Source organism: uncultured Anaerofustis sp. (assembly GCF_938029165.1).
Taxonomy (GTDB): domain Bacteria; phylum Bacillota; class Clostridia; order Eubacteriales; family Anaerofustaceae; genus Anaerofustis.
In genome coordinates this window covers 18,789-37,574 of sequence record NZ_CALHFB010000007.1, presented here as the reverse complement: position 1 = coordinate 37,574, position 18,786 = coordinate 18,789, and the positions used below count along the sequence as shown (strand labels likewise).

Genomic DNA, 18,786 nt, shown 5'->3' with positions numbered 1-18,786 from the left:
ACTCTAAGTAAGGCTTCTGCTATTTCGTCGGTCAAATCATTCTGACAGTCCGTAAGATCCGTGAAGTATCTATCCATAGTGTGCATCATGATATCCACTACACCGCATCCTACCTGATAATCAGGAAGAGTATATGTAAGTTCGGGGTCCATTATTGCAAATTTAGGTCTGTTAAAATCAGTTGAGAGACCTCTTTTCATTCCCGTTTCTTCGTTTGTAAGTACCGCAGAATTACTCATTTCACTTCCTGCCGCCGAAATAGTAAGTATAACACCTACGGGAAGAGATTTTTCGACTTTAGCTTTCCCTTCCCAGAAATCCCAAATATCTGTATCGGGATTTGCTACGCCGTGAGCAATACCTTTTGCTGTATCGATAACACTTCCCCCGCCTACCGCAAGGATAAAATCAGCACCGAATTCTTTTGATTCCTTAACGCCTTGTCTGGCAAGTGACAATCTCGGATTTGGCTTTACACCACCTATCATCTTATATTCGATATTTTCATCTTTCAAAGACTTTTCCACTTTATCCAAAAGTCCGCTTTTCTTAGCACTTTTTCCCCCGTAAACTATATATGCTTTCTTTGCACCATCTTTCTTCATTTCTTTTCCGACTTCGTTTTCCATACCCTTACCGAAAATTACTTTCGTAGGAGTATAATAATCAAATTTTTGCATGATCTGCCTCCATTAATTTTAATATTATTATATTTTAATTTTTTTATTGATTAGCTTTTCCATGGTCTTACTTTATCGTTATAACCTTGTTCATTCCAGTAATCGACATCTGCTTTATTAAGGCCGCCTCTTTTTTGAGCAAGACGTATCCCGTAAAAATAAAGCCTCGATTTTAAATTTACTCTCGTTTTTCCCTCATGCTTTTTAAGCTTCCTCGCTAAAACATCCGTCTTCTTTTCTATTTTAGCTTTTACCTTTTCACTTACTTCACTCCATTTGACCGCATATACAGCTTTGGCATAAATATAAGTCTTCGGTATCCCCCAAAAGTCAAGGCTGTCCTTTATATCTTTGCATGCCTTCTTCATTCCTCCGCCTGCCGCAGTTGATATACAGACCGCCTGCTTTTTAAACATCACTGCTTCCGGTCTGTGAACGAGCCATCTATAACCGAAATGATCGAGAAATGCCTTCATGGAACCCGACGAATGATATACATATGTAGGTGTCGTGAATATCAAGACGTCGCTTTCATGAATTATCTCATCTATAGGATGAACCAATTCATAATGAGGACAGAGTGTCTCGCTCTTCATAAAACAAGATGTACATCCTACACAAAATTTCGGCATGTCTCTCGGAAGAAATACCTCTTTTATGTTTTCTTCACCGGTAAGTTTCAACGCCAATTTCTTACCTATATTATAAGTGGAACCTTTATGGTTCTGTCCGTTTATAAGTGCTACCTTCAATATTTGTCCTTTCCTTATACTTTCTTAGCCTAGTCTTACTATCCCTTATAAAGACTATCAGCCCTTAATGCCCCAGCCTTTTTGACTATCGGAAAACTTCAAAGAAGTTTTATTAATTTTACTTTAAGTAAAATTAATATGTGTGAAACACATTTGATAACACGATTTCGAAATTATGTTGACCGCTGAGCTTTGCTCAGTGATATTTTATTTTAATTTTTGATAAAATATAAAAACTCTTTATAGAGTTCTCGGTCAGTCAAAATGAATTAAATGCTTTCATGGGGTCGCCGTGAGGGTTATTAACACGGTCGAATTTGACTATTCATTGTTTGATAGAACAAATAAATTTAACATTTGTTAAATTTATTCAAACTTTAGCCCCGAATAACACGAGCAAATTTCCGCAGGAATATTTGAAAGTTTCCTTATTTTATCTCTACCCAAGATTTTGAAATTACCAATATCCAGTCCCTCTTTTAAGTAAGTTTTTAATTATCTAAAACATAAAAATATATAAATTATTACTTTAATCTTGAATAAAACCTCATATATAACTGTAATTTATATAGTTTCAATTATCGTTACTTAATCATTAAAACTTTATAATTTGAGATAGTCACAAAATGGGAAAAAAATTATGCTCAATAACCGAAATCTTATAAATAAAATCTGTCTCTTTCTTAAAAACAATAAGAGGTCAAAATCTTAACCAAGATTTTTAAAAATACCGCTAACCCATTTTTTATTTATTAGTCTTATCTTTTATTAAACATTATGAAAAGTCATAATATTTAATCAAATACAAAACTTTTTATTATATAAGATGGGATTATAGACTGTTTAACAAACTTTCATAAGGCTCTTAAATTAAAAGTATATAAAAGTCTAATTTTTCTATTAATGAAGGGGACGGGTAGCTTCTCTTCCTAGGAATGCGGGCAGCATTCCTCTGGAAATTGAGAAGCGTTTAAAGGCACCGCGCCCAGCGGGGTCCTTTTATCCATATTTTGGACAAGCAAAATATGGTCAGGTTCCTAAGGGCTGAAAGCCCTTACAGCCTTTTCCCAACAACACTATACCATTCCCCCATATTATTAACTTCAAGTATCTCAAAATTATTTTCCTTATAACTCTCAACGACAGTATCGACGGTTTCTTCGATTATACCGCTGGAGATGAAGATACCTCCCTTTTTAAGTATCCTATTTGTATCGGGAGTAAGTCTTTTTATTATATGAGCAAATATATTTGCAACTATTATATCTGCTTTTATATCTACTTTCTCCGCAAGGTCTCCGATAAAAACATCAAATTTATCTTCAACATGATTTATTTTGGATAGATAAGAAGAAGTTTCAATACACATAGGGTCTATATCGACTCCCGTTACGTGTCCTGAACCGAGCTTTGCAGCAGCGATTGAAAGTATCCCGCTCCCACAGCCAACGTCGATAACTTCGTCTCCCTCTTTTATATACTTTTCAAGTCCCATCAAACAAAGCCTTGTGGTTTCATGAGTTCCCGTGCCGAAGCTTGCACCGGGGTCGATTTCAAGTATTATCCTGTTTTCTATATTATCATATTCTTCCCAAGTAGGCTTTACAACAAGCTTTTCACCGACTTTGGAAGGCTTGAAATATTTCTTCCAGTTATTTGCCCAGTCTTCTTCTTTTATGTCGTTAAAACTTAAATCAAGGCTTCCGAGGATATCCTCACTATCCACCGCCTTAAGTATATTTAATTTATCTTTTAATTTGGTTATTAATTCATTTTGATTTTCATCTTCCAGTATATAAACCTTGACGTTTGTCGGGGTATCCTTTTTCTTCATCAAATCCTCGTCAACCAAATCCCAAGTCTCTCTGTTATCGGTTAGGAAGTTTTCAAAATCCGCTTTATCTTCGATCAGGAAACTATCAATTCCGATTTCCGTCAAAGCATTCGTTAGTATATCTATGCCCTCGCTTTTTGTATAAATACTTATTTCGTTATAATCCATTTGCTCTCCTAAAAATTACTTATTTAAATTTATAGACTTTATATTTAATAATGATTTAAATTGCTGATTTATATAATTTAAAATACATTTTAATCATTAAAATCTTTTCTGACATTACCTATATCTTAAATGATACAAATCGATATATTATTTCATTTAAAATATTTTATTCTCACTTTTTCATATATCGGTAAATCTTTCGCTATTAATTATATATCCAAACAATGATAACTTCAAGAAGAATAATTTTCGATATTATATTAAAATTTAATTAATGTTTTGAAAATTTTATAAATATATAGTATAGTAATTATAGATAAAAAGAAGTTTACGGAGGAAATCATGGCCTTTAAGATAATTACAGACTCAGCAAGTGATGTACCAAAAAATATAATCGACGAATTCGATCTTCACGTTATACCTACTCCCGTTGTTATAAACGAAAAGGATTATTTCGACGGAGAGACGATTTTCCCAAAGGAATTTTATTCGACCCTTGAAGACAGCACAAAGGATATTAAGACATATCACATCAATACGGAGATGTTCAAAAGAAATTTTGAGCCATATGCAAAAAGCGGAGACGAAGTACTTTATATGTGTTTTTCAACAGGTGTTGCGGGAACGTTCAATGCGGCTAACCTTGCAAAGGACGAGCTTTTAGAAACGTATCCGGATTTTGATATTACAATAATAGATACAAAGTGTGCTTCACTGGGATTTGGTATTCCCGTTTACAAGCTGCTTAAAATGCAGAGAAACGGAGCGGACAAAGAGACGATAATAAGAGCTGCCAAGCACTTCACCGAACACATGGAGCATATCGTAACGGTGGAAACATTGGAATACTTATATAAAGGCGGAAGACTCTCAAGATTATCATTCGTAGTGGGCGGAAGCTTAAATATAAAACCTATGATAGATATAGACGAAAACGGGGCTTTGAAAGCATTTGCCAAAGTAAGAGGCAGAAAAAAAGCCATAAATAAAATAATAGAGCTTGTTGGAGAAAGAGGAAAAGACCTTGAAGACCAAATCATTGGGGTCGTTCACGGAGACAGAGAAGAAGAAGCAAAAGAACTTTCAGAAGTTTTAAAAGAAAAATACAACGTTAAGGAAGTCGTAATAAGCTATGTAGGCTGTGCAATAGGTGCCCATACCGGACCGGGCGTTATAGCGGCAGTATTTGAAAACGAAAGCGACGGAGAATTTAAAAAGTATTTGAATTAAATATTAAAAACAAAAAAGCTATCAGAAATGATAGCTTTTATATTATTTCCTGAAATCTTCATAATCAAAAAATTCAATGATTGACATACCAAATCCCTCGCTTATCTTTTTAATTGTGAATATTCTGGGATTACTGCATCGCTTATTTACTATATTATCTATTGTTGATACAGCTACGCCGGACAATTTAGATAATTTATTTATTGATAAATCTCTTTCACTGCAAAGTTCTATAATCCTGTTCCCGATAATTTCTGCTATTTCCATAATATTCTCCTTAGTATTATAAACTGATTTTAATTTAAAGTTTTTTTATTATCTTCTAATATTCCGATTATCACTTTATTAACTAATTCTTCTCTACTAAGGTGATATGCAAAACAGCACTTATCAAATTTCTCTTTTGTACTCTCATCAACGGATAAATCAATATCCATAAAATTTTGTTTCATTAAATACCTCCTTGTTTGCTTGCCAAACAGAGGTATGCAGTGTATAATATTTACATACTCCGTTTGGGGTTGGTAGTCCACATATACCTTTTGTCTGGGCGTGGGCTACCTTTTTTATTTGTTTAAATTTTCGTACAGCTCTTCAATCCCTTTCCTTACTATTTCCGAACGTGTCAAGTTATTCTCCTTACAGCAAAAATCAAGCTTTTCAAGGATTTTTTTATCCATTCTTACACGCAACATAAAATCTTTGGGATTATCCGTGAGCTTCGTGCCTTTTTTCATAGCAGATTTCTTCACCTCACTTTTTAGCTATTACATCCTTATTATACATTGTCGCGACAAACTAGTTAATAAATAAGTAGGATTTAGTAGGATTATTTCAATAAAATTTATTTCTTTTTTCTATAGTATCTTTTAATACTTTACATACAGAAGTTTCCTGATTTAAATTTTTTGCTTTACAGTATTCATTTAATTTTTTAAGATGTTCTTCATCTATAATTACATCAATATAATCTAAGTTATTCATAAAGATACCTCCCTTTATTTCCTTGCCAAACAGAGATATGCAGTGTATAATATTTACATACTCCGTTTGGGGTTGGTAGTCCACATTTACCTTTTGCCTGGTCGTGGGCTACCTTTTTTATTTGTTCAATTCTGCATACTTTTCATCTATCCCATTTCTTAGAAATTCGGAACGATTAACATTTTCTTTTTCACAACAAAAGTCTAATCTTGCTAATGTTTCTTTATCAATTCTAATTCTAAGCATGATATTTTTAGGATTTTCTGAAGGTTTTCTGCCTAATTTAGCCATTATGTAATTTTACACCTCTCTTTCATGTCGCTACTAATAGTATAAATTGTAACGACTAAAATGCCGAGGTAGTATTAAGTAGTATATATATAAAATAAAAAAGCCCCATTAAGGAGCTTTTTAAAATATATTCTACGATATGAACTGTGTTAATTATTTTATAGTTACACATCTACTTTATCTCATAATCATAATCATTATCTTCACAAATCTCGATTATTTTTTCCAGTAAATTTAAACTGCACCCACTTCCGATTATAACTTTCTTAAGTCTTAAATCAACCTTATCGTAAGGCACGTTCAACCCGAGATAACCGCTTCGCATTTTTATATCGGGGTACAGTTTCCCTTTGGTTATATCCTTATCTGAATAGAATGAATATAACATCCTTATCTCATTTTCCTTGGTGGAATTCAAATATCCGTTCATTGGATTTTTTACGACGAAAGGAAGGACAGCCATTGGGATATTGGTGATAATTCCTTCATCCAAAGCATTTAAAGAATTGATTATCAAATTCGTGAAAGGTATCTTTTTTTTCTCGATATAATCTATGGGATATAGCATATCGAGGTCTAAAGACTGGAATACTATACAAAGCCCGTTTCCGTCATTTGCATATATATCCCACATATAATCGTTATATTTATATGAAAAACAGCACACATCGTACATCTCTTTCATTGAGCCGTTGAGATACTCTATCTCTTCCCTGCTTAGATTTGTATTACGCTGAGTCTTTCTTATATTATATTCTATCTTATATTCCGTAGGGTCGTTTAAATATCTGTAATAGCTGAACCACAAAGTACCGTTCTTGAGCGACTGCAGCTTCAAAAGATTTTCTTCTTCGTTATCATTGAATTGAATGAATTTATAAATACTGCTGTCGTTAAGCAAATATTTTAAATATCTGATTTTATACTCCGTTGCCGACTTTACCGATTTATTGAAATAATCCTTATAAAACATATTTCTATCCTTATATAAATAATCTACCTTTTATTTTCTCTAAAAGATAAATTAATTATCCACTTACTTATTAAGTATTTTGAATAAAAATTTAATTTATTTAAAATATTTATTTCAACAATTCACATTTTAAAACACTCTTTGCACTGCCCCCTACTTTTATCTTATTTTCATCTATCATCGTTTTTATAACAGACTTTCTATTCATCTTTTCCCCTTGTATAAAGGTACTCACTACTCCCTCTTTTATCAAACCATACTCTTTTAAATAATAAGTCAAAGCACCGTTTGCAGTGCCGGTTGCAGACTCTTCATCTATACCGACCAAAGGTGCAAAATCCCTGCAGTATGCAGTTATCCTATCATCACCTAAACAAAAAAGATGAAATCCCGTGACATCATATTTTTTAGAAATATCTACTACCAAATCTCTGTTCATAAAAGCAAAGTCTAATGTTTTTCTATCCTTTACGGGAAGCATGATATCCCTAAGCCCCGTATCGGCGATCATAGGTCTTAAACTATTTGCCTTATCAATTTCGGATAAATCAAAGGCTTCATACAATTCGTTTATTTCTTCTCCTTTAAATTCATACATTGTCTTAGGAGTTGCCATATCCATCCAGACTAAATCTTTTTTTACTTCGACATTTAATCTTCCCGCCAAAGTATCAATAATATAATCCCCTTCATCTATATAACCATGCTCCCTTAATAAACAAAAAGCAGAAATAGTTGCATGTCCGCACAAATCCACTTCCGATACGGGAGTGAAATATCTTATTTTATATTCATTTTCTTTTATCTTTTTCACAAAAGCGGTCTCGGAATGCTTTAATTCCAAAGCTAAATTTATCATAAAAATTTCACTTTGATAATCTTCGGTTTCGGATAAAATAACTACTCCCGCCTGATTTCCTTTAAATATTTCACTTGTGAATGCATCGACTATAAATATATCCATTTTTTATTATTTCCTTACAGTAAATTTTTCTTATTATACAATATAACATAAGCTATTAAAAGATTTATTTCCTTTTGCATAAACGATTTTGTTTATTTTATATCAAATAAAATCATAGAAAATATTCTACAGCTTTAATGAATATCTGTTTAATGAGATATTTTTTACAAAATTACAACTAAAATTATATGGTGATAATCATACTACATAATATAAAATACCATAGTATATACTGATTTTTTAAAGACTGAAAAATATAGAAAGTTTTATATATTTTAAATGAAAAACCATGAATTATACTTAAAGTAAAATAAATAATAGATATTTAAAAATAAAAAGTAGGATAATATGTAAATAATCAATTAAATAACACAAAACACCCTAAGAATAAAAGGTGTTTTGTTTTATAAATGTATCCTGATTTCATATATAGTAAAATACTAAAATAATATGATACTAAGTAAATCGTGTCATAATGTTTTTACTTACCACCAATGATTTAAGGCTTCATCACTACTTTTAAAGCTTCTCCCTTTTTTATAAGAGAAACTCCTCTTTCCATATCTTTTAAAGGGATAACATGTGTAACTATATTACCCTTAAGCATTTTATTGCAGACTATATCGAAGGCTTTGGAGAATATCGAAAATCCATATCCGAAAGCACCTTTTATGGTAAGTTCTCGATAATGTATTAAATTGGCGTCCAGTTTTGTCCATGGATCGGATTTATTAAGCCCTCCGAACAATACAAGAGTCCCTCTTTTTTTAAGCATCCTAAGTCCCTGATAATGAGCATCTGCGGAAGGAGCAGCAACTATTACATGATCGGCACCTGTTCCTCCGGTAAGCTCCATGACTTTTTCTATAGGGTCCCATTTGGAAGAGTCTATAAAATCCGTACCGCTGAATTGTTTACACATCTCAAGACGAGAAGCTTTTAAATCAACCATTATTATTTTCTTTGCCCCCTTTAGTCTGGATATCTCGGAATGCAGACACCCTATGGGACCTGTACCGATTATAACGACAGTCTGATCTATACCCACTCCCGCATTTTCCTGTGCATTTAATACGGAAGAAAGGAGCTCTACCGTAACTATATCTTCGCTTTTTATATCCTTTGGGACTTTTAATATAAGCCCTCTGTCAATACCCTCTTTCGGAACAGCCATATACTCCGCCATACCTCCAAGCAAGTCCTGACCATAGGTCTGTCGGTTTTCACAAAGAGAGTGTAATCCCTCATGACAATATATACATTTTCCGCAGGGTATACCCGGATGCATCATTATCCTTTCTCCTACTTCATATCCCTCTACACCTTGTGACACTTCTATTATCCTTCCCACATTCTCATGCCCCAGCACAGCGGGGTATTCGACGTTATGATGACCGAACTCGTATGTTCTAACATCACTACCGCAAAGCCCCACGGCTTCCATTTTCAGTAAAAGACCTCCTTTGGGACATTTCGGTGTTTCTATCTCCTCATAATCTACCTTACATTTTCCTTTTAATACCAGTGCTTTCATATCATTCACTCCTTTATTCAAGTCTTGTCCATACTCTTAGGTTCTTTTCTTTATTTGCATATCTCATGAGTTCGTCGGTCATCATCTGAGATGCCCATTTTTTTACATCCGAGGATATGCCTCCCATATGAGGAGTTATGAGTACATTATCCATTTTTAACAGAGGATGATTTTTCGGTGCGGGCTCATCCCACATGACATCGATTGCCGCAAATGCTATTTTCTTTTTTTCGAGAGCGTCTATAAGTGCCTTCTGGTCTACAACGGCTGCTCTTGCTGTATTGATAAAGTACGCATCGCTTCTCATCAAATCAAACCATTCATCGTTTATCATTGACTTTGTATCCTCGGTAACATTTAGGTGTACACTGACAAAATCACATTTAGGAAGCATGTCCCTGTAATCATTTGCTCTTATTACCCCCAGTTTACCAAATATTTCTTCATTTTGGAAGGGGTCATAAGCTATTACATTCATCCCCATGCCCCTGCATATCATCGCTACATTCTGCCCTATGGCACCAAGTCCGATAAGCCCTATTGTCCTTTCATATACATCGATGCTCCATGGATAAGAAGACCTAGGATTTTCTCTGTCCTTGAAACGCCATATGACGTCTTTTCTTTCGGGGACGTCGTATATATCTTTTTCATCAGCAAGAAATCTACCTTCCATAAGTCCATGATATGTAAAACCTATCCTCTTGCATATTGAAAGCAGCATTCCGACAGTATACTCCGCGACCGTATGTGCATTCCTCCCCGGAGCGTGGACTATAGGTATACCATTCTCCTTTGCGGCTTTCCAGTCTATATTGTTAGGCGTCGCTCTGGCACATCCGAGCAGTTTCAAACCATTTTGGGAAAGTGTATCTATACATTCTTTCGGCATAGGGTCGGTATATATACATACAACTTCATGACCGTTACACTCATTTATGATATCTTCCTTGGTAGGGAGATAATCGCTTCCCGTCCACGGCAAGATTTTTAAATCATATTTTTCTTTTATTTTATTCAAATCATCTGGCAATAACTCCGCACTAAGTGCAATTTTGATTTTTTCGCTCATCTTTATCTCCTTTTAATCCTTATGTAAAAGTACGCTTACTCTGTATTTACCGGGCGATGAGGCTTCCTTAAAAGCTTCATTTATATCATCCAAATAATATTTATTTTTTTCTATGAGGGGTTTTACATCTATCTTATGGATATTTAAAAGCTTAGAAGCTTCAAGAAACTCCTTAAGATCAGCCAAATAAGTTCCTATGATCTCCATCCTTCTGTAGTGGATATCATTTGCTGTTATACCAATCTGAGGGGGCGGATAATTTGCGGCGAATACGAGAAGTCTCCCGTCCATTTTTTTAAGCATTTTTGCCGCTTGGATATTTGCATTTGTATTACCGACAGCAACGATCACGCAGTCTGCACCTTTATTATCCGTAAACTCCATTACTTTTTTTACAGCGTCATCTTTTGTAGGGTCGACAGTCGTAAATCCTGCCTTTTTCGCTGTTTCAAGCTTATTTTCCATCATTTCGCTTACAATTACTTCTCCGCCGTATGCCCTTACTGTCATAGCATTAATCATCCCCATAGTACCGGCACCTATGACCACTACTTTTTCAAAAGGTTTAAGTCTTAATTTATTTATACCTTTTACGACAGTAGCTACAGGCTCTAAAAATGCTGCTTCACCGGGTGTTAAGTCATTATTCATTTTTATCACGCTCGTTACAGGTCTAATAAAGTAATCTGCAAATCCCATTCTTCCTTTATAAATACCATGCTCGTCATATGAAGCCCTTACTTTACATTCGCTTTCTCTCCCGCTCCTGCAAAATTCACACGACCCGCAGTAATTATTAGCAATAGCAACAAAATCTCCGACTTCCAAATCAACCACATCTCTGCCTTTTTTTATGACTATCCCGCTTGCTTCGTGACCTCCGCTTACGGGATAGCCGTTATGCTCCCTAAGCCCCAGCCACTGAGTATAATCTGCGGTACATATATTGCACTCCAGCTGTTTTACTAAAACTTGATTATCTTTTACTTCAGCTAAAGGCATTTCATGAACTTCGGCTCTGCCTTTCTTCACAAGACAGCCAAATCTTATATTTTTGATTTCTTCCATTTTTCTCATCTCCCAAGTATCACGCTTTATTTCTTCCGCCGAACAGTTCTATATAATGAACCAGTAAATCTTTATAACCCTTTAGCCCCTTATCCAAGCATGTATTCACAAACACAGTCCTATTGCCCTTATATATTACATTCATTTCTTCATCTAATATTTCGCCCTCATTATTTATATATTCACCGGCTGATTTGATATATGCACTTGATAAATCAGTAGACAAATTAACTTTTTGTATCCCTGTCTCTACGGCTTTTCTCAATTTTTCATCGCCTGTTCCCGAACCGCCGTGAAGGACGAGAGGTATATCCACCGCTTCATTAAGTTTTTTAAGTAAACCAAAATCAAGTTTTGGAGTTCCTTTATATACACCGTGGGAAGTCCCCACCGCAACCGCGAGAGCATCTACTTCGGTCCTTTTCACATATTCCGAGGCTTCTTCGGGTCTTGTAAGTCCGCTGTCTCTTGTCTTATCGTATTCAAAACCCTTTCCCACGTGCCCCAGTTCGGCTTCCACACTAACGCCTACGGGGTGTGCTGCTCTTACGACTTCTTTAACATATCTTATATTTTCTTCAAAAGGAAGAGTAGATTTGTCTATCATCACGGAAGTAAAACCGCACCTTACAGCCCTCATAGCCGCATCAAAGTCAGCTCCGTGGTCAAGGTTCAGTGATACGGAAACATGTTCGTATTTATCTTTATAGTGATTCACCAACGACGCGATTTCTTCCATAGGTACATACGAAGTCGCGGAAATGATTATCGGAGCATTTAGGCTTTCCGCCGCCTCAAAACACGCTTTTACGCTTCTGTCATTAAAAACATTGGCAGACGCAACGGCATATTTTTCTTTTTTTGCTTTATTTAAGAGTTTATCCATACTTACTAACATAATTTTCCTCAATTCTTTGTTATTATTTTAAACCGTCAAGATACCTTTTTCTTCCCGGACATTTATCAAAACCACTGCTCCACATGCATTTACTACAATTAAAACACTGTGATATTTTCCTTTTTTCTTTTATCTTGTTTACGAATTCCGGATCACATAAAAGACCTCTGCCAACCGCGACAAAATCGCCGTACCCTTTTGATACCACAGTATTTGCATCATTACCGTTCCTTATTCCTCCGACGACAATTACCGGGCAGGATACATTAGGTCTGATTTTTGAAGCCGCCCATATCCTGATATTAAAAGGAAAGTCATCAGGAGGCTTCTTCATGATACTTTCACTCATATATCCGCTGGAGCCGAAACCGGTAGACACGTGAATGATATCGGCACCGCTCATATCAAACATCTTTGCGATTTCTATCCCCTCATATATAGTCGGTTCATCATATCCCATCCTCACTGAAATAATAAAATCATTACCACATTCTTTTCTTATTCCTCTTATAATCTCCAATGGAAGTTTCATCCTCTTTTCCAATGTTCCGCCGTATTCGTCTTTTCTCTTATTGGACACAGGGGAAATAAAATCACTTAATAAATAAGAGTGAGCACAATGTATTTCAACGCCATCATACTTTGCATTCTTCGCTCTTATTGCAGCTTTTATAAACTTTTCTTTTATTTCTCTTATCTGAGACAAACTCATTTCTTTAGCCTTAAATGTTTTATTTATTATGTTTCCCTCAAAATCGGAAGGAGCTATATTTTCACTCGTTATTCCTTTTATACCCGCATGATTAAGCTGTGCCAATACCGTGCAGTTTTCACCATGAATGACATCAGTCAACTTTCTATGTCCATCTGTATGTTCATCGCTCCAAAGTCCAAGCTCACCTTTTGTCAGCCTGCAGTTAAGATTATCATCTACGCATATCGCTTCGACAATTATAAGCCCGACTCCTCCTTTTGCTCTTGATAAGTAATGTTCGATGAGCCTATCGTTCACGTTTCCGTCTTTGATGTCATAATTGAAACTGACCATTGCAGGCATAACTATTCTGTTTTTTATTTCATGACTCTTTATTGTAATGGGAGAAAATATATTTAAACTCATTATAGTCACTTACTTTCTTTAAAAACATCCGTAGACATTCATTGGATTATTGATAAATATTTGATTTATATCTTCTTCGCTAAGTCCGCATTCTTTCTTAAATCTCGGTATGAATTTCTTTAATATATATTCAAGCCCCGGTCCTCCGCCGTAAGCTTTATAATAGGTATATCTTCCGAAATCGGCACTTATGAATATTCGATTTAACTTATCCATATCCAGTAAATCTTTAAGTACTCTTATATTTTCTTCCAAAGAATATCTGTAAAGCCTTGCAAGGTTATCTACCGATATATAACAGCCCCTCTTTGCGATTTCTTTATAATCGTAAGCATCGGGATTTCTATCCACGTGACCTAAAACTACTTTTGATAAATCCGCTCCGTTTCTTTCCAGTATATCGAGTATCTCCATACCCATTATCCCTCCGTGATGTATCCATATGGGAGCGTTTGTTTTACCCTGAGCATATGCGGCAGCCTTCAAACACTTTTCTTCATTTTCATGTATGAATAAAGGTGAGACCGCACATTTTATCTGCCCAGCTTTGATATCAGTACCTTCCATACCGAAATCTATATCATTAATGAAAACTTCGGCAAGTCCTTCAATACTAATATCTTTTATATTTTTCGGATTATGGTCGTGTAAATAATATCCGGTCGTAGCTATCAGATTTACCCCTGACTCCTTACTAGCCTTATACAACATTTCGGGATTTCTGCCGTAATCAATGGCGGTGCCTTCGACCAAAGTAACGCCGCCCGCTTCTTTGAAACTCTTTAGCTCTTCAATAGTCAAATCGATATCCGTAATTGCTAAAGTCGGATCCTTTTTTGACGTGTAAGGTGAGCAGTATATGTGTTCGTGAGTATATGTCATACCTATTTTATCGGATGATATATCCCCAAGTACCGTTCTTATTTTATTCATTTTTTATCCTCTCAAAGTTTTGACAAATATGCATAGCATATTTGTCAAAATCAATTAATATATCATTACGGTCAGAATATAAATGTAACTATCTTATGTAATATATATCCTACCCATTCAAAGCCTATACAGTATCCGCCGATAGTCGTTCCTTTTACAAATTCGAAACCGACATTTGAAGCCATTTGTGTAAACAGCGGAGCAAGGTCGGTAACCATATAAAGTGCAAGTGAGAATGATATTATCGAAATCAGTATAGTCCTGAAAGCATTATGTCTCGAGCCGTATACTATACCTATTACCCAGTACGGAAGTGAAGGTAAATCGGTAAATGGAAGGAATTTATTTCCCGGAAGGACAACCGCTAGGAAGAGTACTATAGGTATACCTATAAGTCCCATCGTTATAACTTCTTTATCTCCCATAAGCATACAATAATCCATTGCAAGGTTGAATTTTCTGCCCGGGAATTTACTTGTCATAAATTCTCTTGCCGCATCTGTAAGAGGTGCCAAGCCTTCCATCATTATGGAAACCATTCTTGGAAGGAGATACATAGCAGCTGCCATGTTTATCCCTACACTTAGGATATTTTCCCACGTATATCCCGCTACCGCAGATAACAGCCCGCCGAGGATAAATCCCAAAATCGCCGGTTCTGCGAAGAAAGATATACTTGAAGGAAGCTGGTTTAAGTTAAAATTGATTTTATTGATAACGGGTATCCTGTCTATTACCCAGTTACAAGCCCTTGAGAAAAGCAGCTGGATAGGGAAACTCTGTGTGGTAAAACTAAGCCCTCGCCACTGTTCTCCTCCGAAATCAACTACTACGTCTTCCTGCCTTTCCGCAAGTATGGTGTTTATCATCATAAACGCAGTTGCCACTATGATACCTATTATCATGCTTCCTGTCGCAAAGTATGACATTGTACCGATCAATATATGATGCCAATAGTTGAATATATCAACGTTTAATGTATGAGTCCAGTTTAAAATAAGGAATATTGCATTTATTGCCAAAAAAGTCACGATACATGCTACTACGAACGTACCGTTACCGAAGGAAATCGCCGAACCTGCGGGCCAGCCTACATCTGTTATATTAAGTGTCAGGTTGAACTTATTCTGCAGTCCCTCTACTATTCCTCCCAAATTATTGCTGATAAGTCCGATTGCCAAATTGATACCTGTAAATCCGATACCTACAGTTAAACCTGCTCTTATGGCATTTTTTATCTTCATCCTAAATACTAAACCAAGAATAAGTATTACCAGCGGCATTATTACAGCTGCGCCTAAACCTAAAATGGTATTAACGATATTTAACATTTTTGTTCTCTCCTTTCTTTATTTTATTGTGTTTTTAAATAATCCGCGATTTCATTAAGCATTTCCTGTCTGCCCACACCCGTAAGCAGAGGTATACCGTTCATAACTTTTATGTCCCCGATATTATGTACGGTCTCTAGAGAAGCCGTAGCTACGATTATGGACGGATGCATTGATTCCACGAGACCGTCTATCTCTCCGAGGGAACACGTCCTCACGTTCACATTCATACCCATATCCTTCAAGCTGGAAGTTAGGGAAGCAGCTATATGCGACGATGTTGCTACCCCGCTCCCGCATGCGGATAAAATCGTATAAGTTTTTTCTGACATTTTTATATCCTCCTTTCAGAAAAATTTATTTTATTTGTATGTCTTAAACATTTATGACCGTTTTTAAATCGTTTACAGTAACAATAGTTTAAATTCAAAATTAATATTGTTTTCACTTAGGAACTTTTTTATACTTCCTCTTTATTTATCGGAGATAAGAGTAAATTTTTACGTACCGAGTTTACAGTACATAAAACCGGACACTGAAGTTTATACTTGGTTTTATATAATTCACTCTCATCTCTTTATTTAATAGGAGGGTTTATGCAAGCATAGTTATTTAACTATGGATGATAACAAATTTATACTTGACTTTATATTTCTTTTAGTATGGATATAAAGTGTTCATAATCCTTTGAAAGTATGAGCCTTGTCACCCTCTCGGGATTGTTGGCAAGCTCTACTGTTATATTAAAAAGATGTCTTATATATTTAAGGTCTTCTTTTCTTATTGACATAAGGAATATCACTTGAACGAAAGCACTTCCCCATTTTATTGCTTTATCTAATATTGCAACGCTGATGATTGTTTTATTAGACGATGACTCCAAAGGATGAGGCATTGCAAGTAAATTACCGAAAGTAGTAAAAGATATCTTTTCCCTTTGAAGTGTCTTATCCAAAAAATCGGATTTCACATATCCTTCCGCTTCGAGAGCTTCGGTCATCTTAGTTATCGCTTCGGTATAATTCTCAGCCTTTAAATTCTTAAAGAAGAATTTTTTATCGAAGTAAGAATCTACACCGTTTGGCAAAGGATTTGAAAAAGTCTTGTTCTTTATGCTTACTATCATCGAATTTATCGATGTTATATCGTTTGAATCAAGCATAGGAGAGATTTTAACTACAGGCAGATGGCAATCATCAAACATATACTTGGAAGCCGTGGTTATTATGCCTAAGGGATTATCCTTCATTATTTCATCCAAGCTGTACGCAGAGTAAGGACCGACCAAGTTGAATTTATTGGAAAATTTTGATTTTATCCTAGCCATTAAAAGTGTACTTGTTCCGTGGTTGGTGTTACTTACAAGTGCCACGGTAACGCTGCTGGAATTCATATTGCTTTCCATCCGCTCTATCGCAGCCCCGAGATAAGCGGTTATATATCCCAGTTCATCTTCGTTCAATTTAACATCAAACATCTCGTAAAAGCATTCATACAAATAAAGAGACATTTCAAAGACGAATGAATATTCTGTCTTAAGAAGTCCGAGTATGGGATTACTTCCCGCCGGAGGCTCTCCTTTTTGCTTTATCATATATTTTATATGTGAACAAAGTCCTACTCTTAGCTCTTCATCCTTAGATAAATCAAGTCCGAAATTATCTTTTATATCATTAAGCAGAGAATCCACAATAGCCATAAAGTGGTTTTTATCGGAACCGCTGTTTGTTTCTCTTTCCTTTTTGTTTTCTGTCACCACTCTCATTAGAGAAAGCTGAATCATCAAATCGAGGATTTCCGCATCGTTCAAATGAAGCCCCAGCTTATCCTTTAAACTCTCTGCAATTTTAAAAGCAAGTTTGCTTTTATCGTCATTGATCGAATAAGTTTCGCTCTTCTGCAGTATAAGTGAATGTCCTGTGCTTATCCGATTATGTTTTATCGCCAAGTATACAGCTAGGTGAATTATATCTTCGTCGGTCATTATCGAACCAAACTCTTTTAATGACATCAGAATACATCCCATGATAGTTTCAAGTATATTTTTATCAAAATAGTTATAATAATTGCTAATCATTAAATAACTGGGATCCATCCTGTCGAGGATAAGTTCTTTTAAGAGAAACCTTCTGGACTCTTCCTGACCTTTTGTCCAAATAAACCCTTGTTTTCTTTTTATGACAAAAGGATCTTTACGATTTTCAAGTACGCCCCTTATCTTTTGTATAGTGCTTTCCAAGGTCGGCATGCTTATAGCGAGTTCGTCTGCAAGCTCCCATAGCTTTTTGGGATTTGATTCATCCACCTGCATAAGTCTTATGCTTAAATACCTCAGTCTCTCTTCGGGAGTTATGGGAAGGTTTTTTTTATTAAACAAAAGTTTATTAAGCATTTCGGAATTGGATGATTTGAGTCTGTAACCGTTCTGTCTTGAAGATTCTATAAGATTGGAGCTTCCTTCCATAGCACTGTTTATAGCGGCAATATCGCTTCTTACAGTCCTGTCGGTTATCCCCATTTCTTTTGCTATCCTTGAACCTTTTATCCAGCCGTCTTCGGATAAAAGCATTTTCAATATGTTTTTCTGCCTCAAAGGAATATTTAAAACTTCTTTTTCTTTCATTTTGAAGATTTCCTTCCTACGTTTATTTACGCATATACCTTATTAAAATACAATCCGACTTCTTTCCTAATATTTAGGAATATATACGCATTAAATATTATCATTCCCTTGAAATTTGAATTTTAATATTATATTAATATTATAAGAAGTATAACTACTCAAAAAAAAGTTTATATTTCCTAACGGTTAGGAAGTATAAACAAGATAAAAGGATATTTGATACTACCATATAAACTAAAAAATGTTTTTAATACCTTTATTTATAAAGAAAATTTTAGATATAGTTTATTTTATATATATTATCCTTTTATAAAAGACTGATTGATTTAAC

Annotated in this window: 20 protein-coding genes; 1 reads left to right on the top strand and 19 read right to left on the bottom strand. The window is 35.2% G+C overall.

Translation table 11 applies throughout. The features are described 5' to 3' along the window. The 3 genes from Q0516_RS01370 to prmA all read right to left on the bottom strand — a co-directional run. The coding region (locus tag Q0516_RS01370) for an iron-containing alcohol dehydrogenase (RefSeq protein ID WP_294468297.1) at positions 1–680 on the bottom strand (680 nt) is incomplete at its 3' end. Between the two features lie 50 nt (positions 681–730). After that, positions 731–1,432 carry an NAD(P)H-dependent oxidoreductase gene (locus Q0516_RS01365; protein WP_294468295.1) on the bottom strand — a complete coding sequence of 234 codons (702 nt, stop codon included), beginning with the start codon at positions 1,430–1,432 and terminating at the stop codon, positions 731–733. 1,054 nt (positions 1,433–2,486) lie between these two features. Further along, the gene (gene prmA / locus Q0516_RS01360; RefSeq protein WP_294468294.1) at positions 2,487–3,434 is read right to left on the bottom strand and encodes a 50S ribosomal protein L11 methyltransferase; all 948 of its coding nucleotides are present in this window, start codon (positions 3,432–3,434) and stop codon (positions 2,487–2,489) included. A 342-nt stretch (positions 3,435–3,776) separates the two neighbouring features. On the opposite strand from prmA, the gene Q0516_RS01355 reads away from it, so the two are divergent. Next, positions 3,777–4,664 carry a DegV family protein gene (locus tag Q0516_RS01355; RefSeq protein WP_294468292.1) on the top strand — a complete coding sequence of 296 codons (888 nt, stop codon included), beginning with the start codon at positions 3,777–3,779 and terminating at the stop codon, positions 4,662–4,664. A 42-nt stretch (positions 4,665–4,706) separates the two neighbouring features. On the opposite strand, the gene Q0516_RS01350 is transcribed toward Q0516_RS01355, so the two are convergent. From Q0516_RS01350 to Q0516_RS01275, 16 genes are all read right to left on the bottom strand, one after another. After that, positions 4,707–4,931, bottom strand: a complete 225-nt coding sequence (locus tag Q0516_RS01350; protein WP_257481071.1) for a helix-turn-helix transcriptional regulator — start codon at positions 4,929–4,931, stop codon at positions 4,707–4,709. Between the two features lie 29 nt (positions 4,932–4,960). Continuing rightward, entirely contained in the window at positions 4,961–5,116 is a 156-nt protein-coding gene (locus Q0516_RS01345; protein ID WP_294468289.1) for a hypothetical protein, read from the bottom strand. Positions 5,117–5,230: 114 nt separating this feature from the next. Then, positions 5,231–5,401 carry a ribbon-helix-helix domain-containing protein gene (locus tag Q0516_RS01340; RefSeq protein ID WP_294468287.1) on the bottom strand — a complete coding sequence of 57 codons (171 nt, stop codon included), beginning with the start codon at positions 5,399–5,401 and terminating at the stop codon, positions 5,231–5,233. Between the two features lie 97 nt (positions 5,402–5,498). Next, entirely contained in the window at positions 5,499–5,648 is a 150-nt protein-coding gene (locus Q0516_RS01335; RefSeq protein WP_294468285.1) for a hypothetical protein, read from the bottom strand. 117 nt (positions 5,649–5,765) lie between these two features. Beyond that, the gene (locus Q0516_RS01330) at positions 5,766–5,939 is read right to left on the bottom strand and encodes a ribbon-helix-helix protein, CopG family (protein WP_294468283.1); all 174 of its coding nucleotides are present in this window, start codon (positions 5,937–5,939) and stop codon (positions 5,766–5,768) included. A 172-nt stretch (positions 5,940–6,111) separates the two neighbouring features. Further along, positions 6,112–6,912, bottom strand: coding sequence for a hypothetical protein (locus Q0516_RS01325; RefSeq protein WP_294468282.1), 801 nt, complete (start codon positions 6,910–6,912; stop codon positions 6,112–6,114). A gap of 109 nt (positions 6,913–7,021) precedes the next feature. Beyond that, positions 7,022–7,876 carry a PhzF family phenazine biosynthesis protein gene (locus Q0516_RS01320; RefSeq protein ID WP_294468281.1) on the bottom strand — a complete coding sequence of 285 codons (855 nt, stop codon included), beginning with the start codon at positions 7,874–7,876 and terminating at the stop codon, positions 7,022–7,024. Positions 7,877–8,375: 499 nt separating this feature from the next. Next, complete coding sequence (locus tag Q0516_RS01315; protein ID WP_294468278.1) at positions 8,376–9,410, bottom strand: alcohol dehydrogenase catalytic domain-containing protein; 1,035 nt, start codon at positions 9,408–9,410, stop codon at positions 8,376–8,378. A gap of 13 nt (positions 9,411–9,423) precedes the next feature. Then, positions 9,424–10,482 (bottom strand): 2-hydroxyacid dehydrogenase, encoded by a 1,059-nt coding sequence (locus Q0516_RS01310; protein ID WP_294468275.1) that lies wholly within the window; start codon positions 10,480–10,482, stop codon positions 9,424–9,426. Between the two features lie 12 nt (positions 10,483–10,494). After that, complete coding sequence (locus tag Q0516_RS01305; protein ID WP_294468273.1) at positions 10,495–11,550, bottom strand: alcohol dehydrogenase catalytic domain-containing protein; 1,056 nt, start codon at positions 11,548–11,550, stop codon at positions 10,495–10,497. A gap of 19 nt (positions 11,551–11,569) precedes the next feature. Further along, a complete protein-coding gene (locus Q0516_RS01300; protein ID WP_294468272.1) occupies positions 11,570–12,448 on the bottom strand; it encodes a class II fructose-bisphosphate aldolase in 879 nt (292 codons plus the stop codon). A 22-nt stretch (positions 12,449–12,470) separates the two neighbouring features. Beyond that, positions 12,471–13,568, bottom strand: a complete 1,098-nt coding sequence (locus Q0516_RS01295) for an NADH:flavin oxidoreductase (protein WP_294468270.1) — start codon at positions 13,566–13,568, stop codon at positions 12,471–12,473. A gap of 18 nt (positions 13,569–13,586) precedes the next feature. Continuing rightward, positions 13,587–14,501 (bottom strand): phosphotriesterase, encoded by a 915-nt coding sequence (locus Q0516_RS01290; RefSeq protein ID WP_294468268.1) that lies wholly within the window; start codon positions 14,499–14,501, stop codon positions 13,587–13,589. A 71-nt stretch (positions 14,502–14,572) separates the two neighbouring features. After that, positions 14,573–15,832, bottom strand: coding sequence for a PTS transporter subunit IIC (locus Q0516_RS01285; protein WP_294468266.1), 1,260 nt, complete (start codon positions 15,830–15,832; stop codon positions 14,573–14,575). Positions 15,833–15,855: 23 nt separating this feature from the next. Continuing rightward, the gene (locus Q0516_RS01280) at positions 15,856–16,164 is read right to left on the bottom strand and encodes a hypothetical protein (protein WP_257481060.1); all 309 of its coding nucleotides are present in this window, start codon (positions 16,162–16,164) and stop codon (positions 15,856–15,858) included. A gap of 314 nt (positions 16,165–16,478) precedes the next feature. Next, the gene (locus tag Q0516_RS01275) at positions 16,479–18,455 is read right to left on the bottom strand and encodes a PTS sugar transporter subunit IIA (RefSeq protein ID WP_294468264.1); all 1,977 of its coding nucleotides are present in this window, start codon (positions 18,453–18,455) and stop codon (positions 16,479–16,481) included. Between the last annotated feature and the right edge of the window lie 331 nt (positions 18,456–18,786).